Source organism: Rahnella sp. JUb53 (assembly GCF_004346065.1).
Lineage (GTDB): Bacteria > Pseudomonadota > Gammaproteobacteria > Enterobacterales > Enterobacteriaceae > Rahnella > Rahnella variigena.
Genome location: NZ_SLYT01000009.1, coordinates 189,164 through 201,928, shown reverse-complemented (window position 1 = coordinate 201,928; position 12,765 = coordinate 189,164). Strand labels below are relative to the sequence as shown.

The following is a 12,765-nucleotide window of genomic DNA, read 5'->3' as shown; positions in this document are numbered from 1 at the left end:
AGAGAAACTGATCGCCTATGAAGACAAACAATAATCTCTCAAGCCATGGCAAAAACTCGCCGCTGGGACAGAAGCCTTTGGAAGCCATCACACGTCTGATTGAAGTCTGCTTACCCCACGCCACGCCGGTGGCTACAGACACCCCCAATATCCCCATCACCCTGCGCGCCGAAGACGGTAAGCAGCAAATCATTTTGCTGCTGGAAGGCGAGATAAAAGGCTATCGCGCTTCTGACAACTTGCTGTATGGCATTGCTGAATCGCCCACGATGCTGGGGTTAATGACCTCAGAATACAGCAGCGCCTCTTTTATCTTTAAAGGAAATAAGGATAGTAAGATCAGCGTGCTGCCGCGCGATAAGGCAATCGACCTGATTGCCGAACATGGACTGGTAAGAGAAGTTATCGCCTGTACCACCCGCTTTACCGATTACCGCAACTATCATTCCGACCTGATGATCAACCGCACCGCATATGACATTATTTGCGGTCTGTTACTCGAAATAGAACGGTTACCACAAGAAGTCCGCAGCAAAAGCAGCGTGGTAAACTTTATTCTGGAGCGTTCGAATTTAGCGCGCAGCGGCGTCATGAAGATTCTGGCGGATTTACGGACAGGAGATTATATCGATATTCAGAACGGGAAACTGATCACCATCAATAAGCGTTTTCCAGACGAATACTGACAGGTAACAGGCATTGCTTAAAAAATAAAACTTCGCTATATTTTTTTCGCGCATTAATTTATTTACTAATTACAGGCTTACTTAATTCACGGAAACTATGAAATGAATTAAATTATCGATATTTAATATGAATATTAAGGAAAGTTAAAATGTTGGGATGCAATGGTACAGAACATGAGTTCTGGAAATGCATGGAAAAAACCTTTAAATAACAAGGAACGTTCCGTATGAAGAAAATCCTCCTGGTACTTATCCTCGCGCTGACATTCCCTTGCCTTGCGCATATAAATGAAGATATCGAATACAGCCGTGAAAAATATCTTTTAGCTTACAATAATCTCAACACTAAACTTGAGAAATGCTTGTCAGAAATGAAATCCAGGCCATTTATTACTTCATCTGATATTGAGGGTTTTGATAAACGAACGGTTAACATTGCCGTTGTATACCTTGGCACAGTTCAAATCGATCAATGCACCGGGAATGAGCATCATCAGTATATGATCAGGGCATTCGATTACTACGATGCACTAACAGAAGTCAGCATCTACAGCCAACAAATTAAAACACTTCAGGATAATATTTTTGCTCTTTTACCAGCGGGAAATATAAGATTAGAAAGGGAATATGAGAGCTTTCCCTTAAAAATCAGAACTGAGCTGGAAGCTCGCTTAAAAAATAAAAATCTCAGATCCTATCCCTCATTCCAAAGCGCCCCACAGTATGATTTTGATGACCAATAAGTTAATAACGGCTTAATAACGGCGCTTAATGTGTGATCGGACTAAGACGTCGTCGTCTACATCAGACCGTTTTTTGAAAAATCTCAATTGAGGTCGTCTGTCAGGGCGACCTTTTTCAATAATAGATCATCGTAAACGTCGCTGTGCCGTTCGCACTTCCGCTGCTGAGTGTTTGTCCGTTGAGATAATAGCGGGCAAAAAAGGGAATACTCAGGTTTCCTTCACTGGCCGAGGGTGTGATTGCCCATTCCTGTCCGATGCCCACGGGTGACGTATCACCTTTGAGTATCTGAATCCCCACTCCGGTCGCCTGCCCCTCTGCGCCACTGCTGATTTTGATTACGCCAGCGGCCAGCGAATCATCGGCTGTGCCGTCGATACGGATATTCACATTCGCCCCGGCATCACAATTGAGTTCAATGCTGAAAGGGACATCCGGTGAAACACCGCCCGGGGATGTACTGGAAAATTGTCCCCGAGTCACCGTACCCAGTGGCACATTTATTGTGTTATTCAGCACATCGCAGCTTTCCGTTCTGATATTGATATTGCCGGTGTAGGAAAGCGTGTTGTTGCCCCCGCCTCCGATGCCTGATTTGCCATACACCCCCAATCCGAAACGGGTCTGACTTTGCTGCAGTGCCGTATCCGAAATATCGTTGGCGGTTTTGACTAACGATAATGTCACCGCTATCTGATAGCTGAGACTGCTGTCCAGGCTACCCAGCGAGGTATTACGCGTATCGCAGCCTATCCCGCCTCCGACCACACGTTGCCCGCTGGAGTTGGTCAGGGCTATACCGATGCCCTCGACGCCGGTGGAGTAAACGCCTGGGAAACCGGCTATTTCAGCACCGGTTCCGTAGTAACAGGCGATGATCGGGTCACCGGCAAGTTCGTTACTGCCGCTGGTACCGCAGGTACCGCTCACATTGAAAGTATGCTGACTTCCGGGAATATCCGCGCCAACAGGCAGTGAAGAGGTCACCGCAACCGAACTTAAATCCCAGGACTGTGGCATGGCCGGAGAAGTAGAGCAGGCCGCCCATAATTTGCCGGAAAACAGGACCAGACAGACCAGCAGTATCATCATTTTCATAAATACCTCATCGACATACGCTGGTGGCCTGTGAGACCGCCGCTTTCTGTGTACCGGATAATGTAAACGGTGCTTCGCACTGCCCCCCTTGCCACGTCACCCGGACTGCGCCCTCCTCCGGCAAGCCGCTGAGATAAAGTTGCCCCTTGTCTCCGACAATGGCGTGGTTCTGCTCATCGCCCGCCACAAAGGCTTCTGCACCGAAAGGCACAGGCTGCCCGTGATAGGTCAGATTGAGTAATAACCGGCTGCCTGAGCGCGTAGTAAAAGAGGCCATGACGACAGCACCGGCAGTGGGAACAACGGAAAGGATGTTGTCGTCAATATCAACGTTCTCATCCAGTGATGTGGTATCCAGCGCCACGCGGGTTCGCTTATAAGGGCTGAGATAGTTCACCACGGCGTAGCCGCGCCAGTCGGTATACACGCCGGTGTTATTTTGCAATTTCACTCCCGCCGCTCCCGGTGCGCGGACAATGGCAATGGGGGAGAGATCGCTGGCAAGAGGCTGCGCAAAAGTGACGCCAAAGGGATGGCCCACAATCGCGCCCTGCCAGCCGTAATTGACCTGATGCGTGTCCTGATTGTAGTTGTAGCCTCCGCTAAGCTGAGCGGCGCTGCCGAGATAATTCAGGCTGGCACTGCCGCTGTTTCCCTGCCCGTGAGTGCCATAGCCTTCACTGACAGCATAAGAGAGGTTGTTATCCTCAAGCAGCATGCCGTTGATGCCGGTCTGATAAAGCGTCCGCCCGTGGCTCGCGCTGTTCACGTTAGCCGTGGCCCAGGCGTTGGGCAGCCAGCGCGCCAGGGGAATACTGACATTAAACGCGATCTGTTTATCGCTCTCAGTACCGTAAGTCCGGTTATCCGATACCGATAAGGCGTAATCGATACTGGCAATATTGACGTTGTAACTGATCCCAACACTGCGCTGATTAATTTGCGACTGTCGGTAGTTTTGCTGGTACCAGGAAAGAGAAAGTGATCCCCACTGCCCGTTGTTAATCATCTGGGTCAGGTTAAGACGATACTGTTCCCGTGGCTGACCATAATAAGTCCCGTTGCTTTCGTCCTGACGCCAGTTACTGGCATCACTGAAATGATAAAAATCCCCGGCAAAGCGGATCCCGGCCAGCGACAGCGTGGAGCCGGTAGCAGCAACGCTTTTGGCATATTGCAGCCGGTACGCCACGCCCTTTTCCCGCTGACTGTCAGTCAGCTCGCTGTTGGCCAGCGTGGTATCAAATGACAGAGATCCAAAATCCCCGACCATCGTACCGACACCGGCATTCGCCGCTTTATAGTTCTGCGCCAGCTGACTGCCGCCAAACAGCGTCACGCCATAACCCAGTCCGTAAATCAGTGACCCCTGAAGAAATTCAGGCTCGTCCCCCCCGGACTGATAAGTACGGTACTTCCCCAGCGTCATGGCGTATTTCAACCGGCCTTCGCGCTGCATGATCGGAATAGCGGAAAATGCCTGAGTAAAATGTCGCTCTTCGCCATTACTTTCCCTGACCGTCACATCCAGATCTCCGGAGGCTGAAGTCGGGTATAAATCGTTAATGCTGAAAGCGCCGGGCGGTACATAGGTCTGGTAGATGACCATGCCGTTTTGCCTGATCGTCACCTGCGCGTTGCTTCTGGCAATGCCGCGGATCACCGGCGCGAAGCCGGGGAGGCTGTCCGGCAACATGTTGTCATCCGAAGAGAGCTGTACGCCGCGAAACGAAAAGCTGTCAAAGATATCCGCAGGTGTGGTGCTTTCTCCGGCGATAAATTGCCCTTTAAGCACCGGCACATCGCGCTGGAGAAAGCTGTATGCCGAGTCCCAGTCTTGCTGCGATTGCCCGTCAATGTTGCGGCTGTAACGCCATGTGCTGTAGTTGCGCAGCCGCCAGCCGCCCCAGTTGGCACCGCTTCTCAGGCTCAGAAACTGGCTCTGATCGCTGCCGCCTGAATTTTGCCAGGTACGGGCACCACTGAGGTTGTAATTAAGCAGCAAGGCTGGCGTTCCCTCATCCCATAACTCCGGGCTGACCGCGCCCCTTGCCAGCGTGTCGAGCAATCCCTGAGGGATGGTGATCAGCAGCTTCTGACGCGAAAAGTCAAACTGGCTCACCACACCGGGCATCAGCGGCGTGAAATCCTCAACCGGCTTTTGTGCGGGCCAGTCCCGTAATGCCGGAATGCTGCGGGTTCTGAGCCCCAGATTTTGCCACTGCGTCGGGGTGAAAAGTGGGGAAAGCGTCTGGTCATGCAGGGCAATAAACGTCACATCCTGCCGCCCTTTCGGCACATTGTTCACCAGCACATCCACACGGTAGACACCGGGTGTCTGCCCGCCTGCCCGGGAAAATTGCGATAAATCCACCGGTGCCCCCGGATGTTCTATTTCCAGCGCCTGCACGTTGAAACGGTCATCCGCGCGTGTTTCAGAGGTTCCCAAAACAATCCCGGCCAGAAGCCATGACCGCAAAGTGAAAGACGAAAGATGCGTAACGACATGATTTTTATTCATAACATGCCTCAGCGCAGCCGGGTTTTTTCCACTGAACTGGCACCGCCATAATCATTGACGACCTGCCAGCTGACCTCGCCAGCAACCGCCTCCTGAGGCCAGGGATAACGGGCTTCCCCAAAGGGCGGAACCATTGTGTTGCCTGTCGCCACATGATTGCTGCCGAGGTTCAGCCTGAAAAAGGTGAAGTAATAAGGTGTCGGATTGGTCACCCGCAGGTCTGAGCCCTGACGGGAAAACTGCAACTGCCGCCAGGCGCTTTGCCCTGCGGGTGTGAGCAATGCGGCGGGCCGGTAAAAAAGCTTCAGGCGCGTCTTCACCACGATTTGCAATAAACCGGCGGGAGCGTTTTCAGGCAGACGAGGGATAGATTTGATATTTAGCCAGAACAGGGATTCGCGATCTTCAGGCAGCAGGCCGCCGGTGCGGATAATCCGCAGACTGTTATCTTCCCCGGCATTCAGCCGGAATAAAGGGGGAGTGACGACAAAAGGTACGGGCACGGAGGATTTTTGCGTCCCGTCAGGTCCGTTATTATCTACCCATGACTGGATCAGAAAGGGCTCTGCTTGTGCTCCCTGATTACTGACGGTCAGAGAGGCTTCTTTTTTATTGCCCTGATATATCACCCGCGTGGCTTCTGTAATCACACCCGCATAAACCGTGGGCACAGAGAAGAGAATAAATAACATCCCTGATAAAATAATAAAAAGACGCTGCATAGGTTCCTCTCATATTTCCGTCAATAAAAACAAAAGACGTCCACGTCTGAAGTTCTGGCATCCTTGCCAGTTTAAAGAGATTATTTTTGATTCTTATTATTGATAATTAATAGTGAACTGAGAGGTCCCGTTTGCTTCGCCTTCGCCTACGGTTGCCTCGGTACTTTTATAGCGGGCGATAAAGTTCATATCCACCCCTTCAGCGGTCGCATCAATGGGATAAAAGCGTGAGGCCGTATAAAGCGGAATTGGCGTCCCCTGATTGTCTGCAATTTCAATGCCTACGCCGGTTGCGCCACCGGTCACTTCCAGTAGCTGGTTATCCACTGCATCGGCGGTACCATCGAATTTAACCGCAGCAGCCGTGAAGGTTGTCGGGCAGTTGGTGAGTGAAATCGTAAACGCGGTCGGCGAAGAGGTATCACCGGCTGCCGTAAATGAGGTCGCGGCGACAGTGCCTAAATCCACATTAATGGATGCGGTACTTCCGCCATTCACATCACACGTCGTCGCAACAATTTGTCCGGTGAAATTAATGGTGCCATCGGCTGCGTGTACGACGGTCTGACTGAAACACAACACAGTGCCGAGAAGTAAAATAAAAGAATTACGCTTCTTCATGAAATAATACCTGAGATTAAAATTGAATAAACCCCACCAGATTTATTTATCAAATCTGGCGATATACATTCACTTTAAACAAGCAGGTACATTTGAGGTAATCACATCCCCTCACATTATTTTATCGATAATATTAAGCGGAAGAAAATAAATGAATGAGGATGTAATGAGATAAATGAGAACCGGCACGGAGGGTGCCACCGAGGAAAAAAGGTAAAAAAACCGGAAATGAGAAATATTTCCGGTTTTAGACATTCACGACTTATTGCATAGAAACCTGGCGCACAAACTCCTTTCTGAGCTGCATGCTGTAATCCTTGCCGTAAAACTGCGTGGCAATATCTGGCTGCACCACGTCTGTTTTCACTTGTTTGTTCATCGGCACCGCGCCGAAAGCGACATTCAACGCCCGCTGGGTTTCAGCTTGCGTTAACCAGTTCAGGAACACCGCCGACGCCGCCGGATGTGTGCTGTTTGCGGCAATAGCCGCAATATTGCCCCCGCCCGGCATACCAAAAGCCGGAATATAAAATTTCAGGCGACCGGTAATCGCCCCGGATTTTTGCAAACCCGCCAGATGATCTTCCCAGGCGGGTACCAGCAATAATTCGCCATCATTCAGACGGGTCAGGCTATCTGCACCCGATGCTGTCTGGGTGATTTTTTCTTTATTACCGACAAACCATTCCCAACCTTTTTTCCAGTTTTTAATAATGGCAGGATCAACTTGCGTAGCATCAGCATCAAATGTGCCTGAGGAGAGGGTGACCACGCGCTGAATAAAGGCTTCGCCAGCCCCGCCGTTATTCGGATCGTTGTAACCAAACTTCTTCGGATTCGCATCGATAAAGTGTTGTAAATCATCGAGTGATTGCGGCAAAGGTTGATTGCCCATCTGTTGCGGATCGTAGGCCATACCGGTTTGGTTGCCCCAAAAGGCAACCGCATATCCTTCGGTATTCACGCTTTGCAACTGATGCACCGCATCCCCGTAACCCGGCAGCCAGTCTACCTGCGCCAGGGCATTTGCTTTACGGATGATCGGTAACTGCGCCACCGACAAGGCCACCACGTCCATTTTGCCTTTCTCGCGGCGAGCTTCCGCCAGCAGTTTATTCATGTTGCCATCAATCGACCCTTCCGGAATACGCACTTTAATTCCGTACTGTTTCTCAAAATCAGCCACGAAACTGCGCCATTGCGGTTGTAAATACCAGACGTTGAAGGTGACTGAACCTTCTTTTTTGGCCTGTGCGACGACAAGATCCCAATCTTGTTGTGCCAGTGGCGTGGCGGTCGCTACCCCGCTGAATAACATGCCACTGAGAAATAAAACCGTGCCTGTTTTCATGTTGAATGACTCCCTTATCAAGGATCACGCCTTGCCGGTTGACTGTGACAGATAATTCCCTTTCAGCAGCTTCTCAATAATGACCATCAGGACGACATTCGGGATCACCAGGATCATTGAGACTACCGCCGCATCCGGGCGCACAAAGGAATAGCCGAGAAAGGAATAAAGAATGGTCGGCACGGTAATAAAATCTGGCGCGCCCAGGACGTATGAAATGCTGAACTCTTCTAAACTGCGCACCAGACAAAAAATCAACGCGGCCAGGAAACTGGGCTTGAGCATCGGTAAAAAAGCATTGCAGAACGTTCCCCAATGGCTGGCACCGAGATCGCGACTGGCATCAATCAAATCCTGCGGCACCGCTTTAAACCCTGCGGACATAATGCGGATCGAGTAAGGCAGCGTCAGCACAGTGTGCCCTAACACGATGCTGATAAACGGGTTGCTGATATTCAGATTCATCAGCATGGCGCTGAAGAAGATCCCGATGATCATACCTGGCATAACCAGTGGGATCAGCGTGAGCATTTCTGCGACGGCTTTGCCACGAAAAGTCATGCGCCCAAACGCATAAGCGGTGGGTAACGACAACAGTAAACTCAGCATCGCCACGGCGGGCGCAATGGTGTAGCTGTTAAAGAGGGCTTCTGACAGCGAAGTTTGCTGCCACACCTGTATCCAGCGGTTAATCGACAACACTTGCGGGAATAAGTCCGGATAGCTCCACGGGTGTTGCGGGTCAACCAGCGACCATAAGATAGCCATTGAAAATGGCAGTCCAAGCCAGACCAGATTGACCAGAATAAAGAACAACAGTGAAATCCTGACGATCAGACGTCCATTCGCCGTACGGTTCATTTGACCTCTCCTTTGCGGGTGGCGAGGGGTGTCAGGAGGACGGCGATAAGCAAGGTACCCAATGCTGCCGTCAGCATGATAATCACAGCAATAACCGCAGAGTTATTCCATTCCCCGTATTCCATGGCCGTGGCCTGCATCAGGCGAGCCAGCGAGTAGGTATTGCGCGGGCCAGCGACGGAGAAGAAGGCAAAGTCGCCCAGCGCACCGATAAAAATAAGGATCAGGGACACTTGCACTGCGGGTAACGTCAGGGGAAAGATAACGTCCCGAAAACAGCGCCAGCGGCTGGCACCCAGGTTACTCGCCGCGTCCAGTATATCGGTACGGATTGCGTTAACTGAGCCACCGACCAGAATCAGCGCGAACGGCAGATTCTTCCAGATTTGTAAGATAACGACGCCCCAGCCAAAGTCATCGTTCTGCATACGCAACGGTTGATCGATAACGCCCAGCGCCAGCAACAGCTCATTGATCACGCCGTGATAAGCAATGATATTGATGAACAGAAATGCCGCCACAAGGCCGGGAATAAACATCGGCGCACGCAAAACAGCAACAATACCTTCTTTCGCCACCAGCGGCTGACGGAGCCATAACGCCAGCGGGTAAGAGAGCAGTACGGCACCGAAAGCCCCCAATATTGAGACTTTAACCGAATAGATCAGCGCGCTGTGCAGCACCGGATCCTGTAATACGTTTTGCCAGTATTCGAGCGAAAACTGGCTGTCGCCGGAAAGATTGAAATAGCCGATGCTTTGTACCAGCACCACGTAAAAGGTCGATCCCATCAGCAACACAATGGTGCCCAATCCACTGATCATCATCAGCCAGGCGGTCAGCTCATTACGCCATTTCATCGTGCCCCTCCGCTACCGGCTCGAGGAAGTGAATCGCATCCTCGGGTAAACGGAAGCAAACCCGCGCCCCGCTTTCGGCCTGCGGTTTTTTGATCAGTTGCAGACGCACCGACAATTTACCGTCATCGTTATCGCCCCATGCTTCGGTCAGGTTGCCCATAAACGCCATTTTGCGCAGCGTGAGGAAGAAATGGTTATCGCCGGTTTGTGGCTGCGGCACAAAGCGCGCATCTTCAGGCCGCCAGCAGATATAGCAATGCTCAGCAAGCGGGGGACGCGGAGAACGTACGTAAAACTCACCTAACTGGCAGCGAACCCGATAAAAACCAGGCTGTTCCGCAGGCGTGATGTGGGCGATATCGATATTGGCCGCGCCAATAAAATCGGCGACGAAACGGTTAGCAGGACGGTAATAAATCTCTTCTGGCGGCCCTATTTGCTCCACATTGCCCGCATTGAGCACCACGATCTTATCGGACATGGTCAACGCTTCGGCCTGATCATGGGTGACATAAATGGACGTGAGTTGATATTGCCGCTGTAACTCTTTGATTTCAAAACGCACACTTTCACGCAGTTTCGCATCCAGATTGGACAGCGGCTCGTCAAACAGCACCACATCCGGGCGCGTAACCATCGCTCTGGCCAGTGCCACGCGTTGCTGCTGCCCGCCAGAAAGCTGCACCGGCATTTTCAGGTGCTGATCCTGCAAGCCAACCTGCTTCAAAACCTCTGCCAGCCGCAGTTGCTGCTCGGCAAGAGGTAAGCGTTTTTGCTTCAAACCAAAACAGATGTTGTGCGCCACATTCAGGTGCGGAAACAGCGCGTACGACTGAAAACACATTGCGGTGTTGCGCTTTTCCGGCGGCAAATTATTAACGGATTGCCCGTTAATCAGAATGCGTCCGCTGTCTGGCTGATGAAACCCGCCAATCATTTTGAGTAGCGTGGTTTTACCACATCCGCTCGGGCCAAGCAGGGTGACAAATTCACCTTCCTCGGCGGTAAAGGAGACCTCGCGGGCGGCGTAAAATGCGCCAAATTGCTTTGTAACCTGTTCCAGTGAAAGCGTCGACATAGTGTACAAATCCTGTGTTAAAACTCGTCTATTAAATTTACACACTAAACATAAAATTTATGTGATAAAGATCCTCAAAACCAAAAACAACACAAGAGGTAAAGATAAATACGATTAATATCAACTTATTAACCCGTAAATATTGCCAGGATATAAACTTCTCTTCTCTAATTAAGTTTAAAGAGTAAATTTAATATTCAAACTTTGGAATCACATGAGGAACAACCATGGCGTTTAATTTTCATCAGGCCGCACAAGGCATCGTGCTGGCAAACAGTCACCGCGGCTACTCCAGCCGTTATCCTGAAAACACTCTGCCCGCGTTTATCGGAGCAAAAGAAGCAGGGACGCATTGCATTGAGTTAGATATTCATCTGACCGCAGATAATCATCTGGTGGTCACACACGATCACCGCATTGATCGCGTTTCGACCGGCACCGGTTTTGTCGAGCAAATGACGCTCGCGCAGTTACAGCAATTTGATTTCGGCGTTAAGTACCATGCGCAATTTGCTGGCACGCCGATCCCTTTATTGCAGGATATTCTGCGTTGGGCGGCAGAGAATGGGATGGGCCTGATCGTGGAAGTGAAGCAACGTCGCCGACATGACGAATTTGTGTATCATCTGGTTGCCTTGTTGCAGTCAATGCCAGAGGCGCTGTCACATATTCAGTTACTGGGGTTTAATCATGTGTTGATTAACCGCGTCAAAGCCCTGATCCCAGATTTAGCATTGCAGGTCGTGACGCTGGAGCGTTACAACAATCAACTGGCCGCCGTGCAGCATTCCCATGCCAGTTGCGTCTGTTTTGAATATGAGTTCGCCCATGTTGACGATCTTCGTGCCTATAAACAGGCGGGACTGGGGGTACGCATGTACCTGCATGAAGTGAAAAATGGCATGACGCCACTGGAGCAGTACCAGCACAAATTCGGGTATGATAGTCGCCCCGAGATCATGGGCTGGCTGCGTGAAGGTCTGATCGATATGCTCAGCCATGATGATCTTCCGTACCTGCAGGCGCTGATTGAAGAAGCGGGACTGCGCTGGGCCTGATAACAAAAATGATAGCCATATTATGAATGTAAAACCTGACCGTCTGGAACTGCGCCCTACCCAACGTTTGCTGCTGGAGCTGATCCGTCGCCATGCACCGGTGACACGCGCCGAACTGGCGCGCTATTCAAATCTCACTGCGGGGTCAATCACCCAACAATGCCGGGAGCTTTTATTTTCGGGTCTGGTTATCGAAGGCGAACGCAATATGGGACAGCGCGGACAACCGTCGCTGCCCCTGCGGCTTAATCCTGGCGGCGCGTGTGCAGTCGGGCTGGCTTTCAGCCCTGGCTTTATCGACATGACGCTGGTCGATCTCAGTGGCCGCAAACTGTTGAGTATTTCTGAGCCTCATCAGGAAAATCAGCCGCTTGCCACCACACTAAAACAGATTAAAAACCTGGTAGAGCAGACGCTAAAAAAACGCCAGCTTCAACATGCGCGCATCCTCGGCATGGGTTATGCCGTGCCGGGTTTTCTAAAGCCCGATGGCAAAAAGCGCCACTGTGTGGCCTGGCTTTCAAGCTGGCGCGATGTCGACCTGCAACAGGCGTTTGAGGACAATTTGCCGTGGCCGACATGGGTTGAAAACAACGCCAATGCCTCGGCGATTGGCGAGCTGTATTCAGGTACGTGGAATTCCTATCGTGACATAACGTTTATCGATCTCGGTTACGGGATTGGTGCCGGGGTTATTGCCGATGGCAAACTCCTGCGCGGTGGGTTTCTGAATGCCGGTGAAGTCGGTATGGCATTTCCCGGCGATAAACCGCGTCCATCCTATAAAGATCTGGTCGCGACGCTCACTCAGGCAGGGTTAAGCGAAGCGCAACTACCGGCACTCACCGCAGAACAGCATCCCTTGCTGGAAGTCTGGTTTTCACGCTGTTGCGATCAGGTCGAGCAGAGCATCATGGGATGTCTGCAATGGCTGGATCCACAGTTGATTATTTTAGGCGGGGCTATGCCGAAAACCATCACCGAAAGGCTGGCTGAGGTTTTAACGCAAAAACTCGATGCCAGGCTTGATCCAGACCGCCCGAAAGTGAGGCTGGTGAACTCCCCGATGGGTGCCGAAAGCGCCTCCTGGGGCGCGGCGATGATCCCGTTGTATCAGGTGATTAATCAGGCATAGTCCGCCGGGCAAAAAAAAACGCCTCCGGAG

At 51.3% G+C, this 12,765-nt stretch carries 12 protein-coding genes; 4 read left to right on the top strand and 8 right to left on the bottom strand.

The genetic code is table 11. The annotated features are described in order from the left end of the window. The first annotated feature begins 17 nt into the window (after positions 1-17). Both EC840_RS19865 and EC840_RS19860 read left to right on the top strand, forming a co-directional pair. Positions 18-686, top strand: coding sequence for a helix-turn-helix domain-containing protein (locus EC840_RS19865; RefSeq protein WP_132966712.1), 669 nt, complete (start codon positions 18-20; stop codon positions 684-686). Positions 687-913: 227 nt separating this feature from the next. Then, positions 914-1,429: a hypothetical protein gene (locus tag EC840_RS19860; protein ID WP_113876366.1), complete on the top strand. Its 516-nt coding sequence runs from the start codon at positions 914-916 to the stop codon at positions 1,427-1,429. 115 nt (positions 1,430-1,544) lie between these two features. Here EC840_RS19860 and EC840_RS19855 read toward each other — a convergent pair whose 3' ends face one another. The 8 genes from EC840_RS19855 to EC840_RS19820 form a co-directional block, all read right to left on the bottom strand. Beyond that, a complete protein-coding gene (locus EC840_RS19855; RefSeq protein ID WP_243701096.1) occupies positions 1,545-2,528 on the bottom strand; it encodes a fimbrial protein in 984 nt (327 codons plus the stop codon). 7 nt (positions 2,529-2,535) lie between these two features. Continuing rightward, positions 2,536-5,049: a fimbria/pilus outer membrane usher protein gene (locus EC840_RS19850; RefSeq protein WP_132966710.1), complete on the bottom strand. Its 2,514-nt coding sequence runs from the start codon at positions 5,047-5,049 to the stop codon at positions 2,536-2,538. Between the two features lie 8 nt (positions 5,050-5,057). Continuing rightward, positions 5,058-5,771, bottom strand: coding sequence for a molecular chaperone (locus EC840_RS19845; RefSeq protein WP_132966708.1), 714 nt, complete (start codon positions 5,769-5,771; stop codon positions 5,058-5,060). A gap of 96 nt (positions 5,772-5,867) precedes the next feature. Beyond that, positions 5,868-6,392, bottom strand: coding sequence for a fimbrial protein (locus EC840_RS19840; protein ID WP_113876363.1), 525 nt, complete (start codon positions 6,390-6,392; stop codon positions 5,868-5,870). A 262-nt stretch (positions 6,393-6,654) separates the two neighbouring features. Continuing rightward, complete coding sequence (locus EC840_RS19835; protein ID WP_132966706.1) at positions 6,655-7,743, bottom strand: extracellular solute-binding protein; 1,089 nt, start codon at positions 7,741-7,743, stop codon at positions 6,655-6,657. Between the two features lie 24 nt (positions 7,744-7,767). Continuing rightward, positions 7,768-8,604 carry an ABC transporter permease gene (locus tag EC840_RS19830; RefSeq protein WP_129639733.1) on the bottom strand — a complete coding sequence of 279 codons (837 nt, stop codon included), beginning with the start codon at positions 8,602-8,604 and terminating at the stop codon, positions 7,768-7,770. Beyond that, positions 8,601-9,464 carry an ABC transporter permease gene (locus EC840_RS19825; RefSeq protein WP_113876360.1) on the bottom strand — a complete coding sequence of 288 codons (864 nt, stop codon included), beginning with the start codon at positions 9,462-9,464 and terminating at the stop codon, positions 8,601-8,603. Before EC840_RS19825 ends, EC840_RS19830 begins: the two co-directional genes overlap by 4 nt. Then, the gene (locus tag EC840_RS19820; protein ID WP_132966705.1) at positions 9,451-10,542 is read right to left on the bottom strand and encodes an ABC transporter ATP-binding protein; all 1,092 of its coding nucleotides are present in this window, start codon (positions 10,540-10,542) and stop codon (positions 9,451-9,453) included. The genes EC840_RS19825 and EC840_RS19820 overlap by 14 nt, the downstream gene beginning before the upstream one ends. A gap of 227 nt (positions 10,543-10,769) precedes the next feature. Between EC840_RS19820 and EC840_RS19815 the strand changes: the two genes are divergently transcribed. Both EC840_RS19815 and EC840_RS19810 read left to right on the top strand, forming a co-directional pair. After that, positions 10,770-11,600, top strand: a complete 831-nt coding sequence (locus EC840_RS19815; protein WP_113876359.1) for a glycerophosphodiester phosphodiesterase family protein — start codon at positions 10,770-10,772, stop codon at positions 11,598-11,600. A gap of 22 nt (positions 11,601-11,622) precedes the next feature. After that, a complete protein-coding gene (locus EC840_RS19810; RefSeq protein ID WP_132966703.1) occupies positions 11,623-12,735 on the top strand; it encodes an ROK family transcriptional regulator in 1,113 nt (370 codons plus the stop codon). The last annotated feature ends 30 nt before the right edge of the window (positions 12,736-12,765 follow it).

Coding starts and splice junctions, on each gene's coding strand:
- EC840_RS19850 (WP_132966710.1), bottom strand. CDS start 5,049: ATGAATAAAAATCATGTCGTTACGCATCTTTCGTCTTTCACTTTGCGG.
- EC840_RS19825 (WP_113876360.1), bottom strand. CDS start 9,464: ATGAAATGGCGTAATGAGCTGACCGCCTGGCTGATGATGATCAGTGGA.
- EC840_RS19855 (WP_243701096.1), bottom strand. CDS start 2,528: ATGAAAATGATGATACTGCTGGTCTGTCTGGTCCTGTTTTCCGGCAAA.
- EC840_RS19820 (WP_132966705.1), bottom strand. CDS start 10,542: ATGTCGACGCTTTCACTGGAACAGGTTACAAAGCAATTTGGCGCATTT.
- EC840_RS19830 (WP_129639733.1), bottom strand. CDS start 8,604: ATGAACCGTACGGCGAATGGACGTCTGATCGTCAGGATTTCACTGTTG.
- EC840_RS19840 (WP_113876363.1), bottom strand. CDS start 6,392: ATGAAGAAGCGTAATTCTTTTATTTTACTTCTCGGCACTGTGTTGTGT.
- EC840_RS19860 (WP_113876366.1), top strand. CDS start 914: ATGAAGAAAATCCTCCTGGTACTTATCCTCGCGCTGACATTCCCTTGC.
- EC840_RS19815 (WP_113876359.1), top strand. CDS start 10,770: ATGGCGTTTAATTTTCATCAGGCCGCACAAGGCATCGTGCTGGCAAAC.
- EC840_RS19810 (WP_132966703.1), top strand. CDS start 11,623: ATGAATGTAAAACCTGACCGTCTGGAACTGCGCCCTACCCAACGTTTG.
- EC840_RS19865 (WP_132966712.1), top strand. CDS start 18: ATGAAGACAAACAATAATCTCTCAAGCCATGGCAAAAACTCGCCGCTG.
- EC840_RS19835 (WP_132966706.1), bottom strand. CDS start 7,743: ATGAAAACAGGCACGGTTTTATTTCTCAGTGGCATGTTATTCAGCGGG.
- EC840_RS19845 (WP_132966708.1), bottom strand. CDS start 5,771: ATGCAGCGTCTTTTTATTATTTTATCAGGGATGTTATTTATTCTCTTC.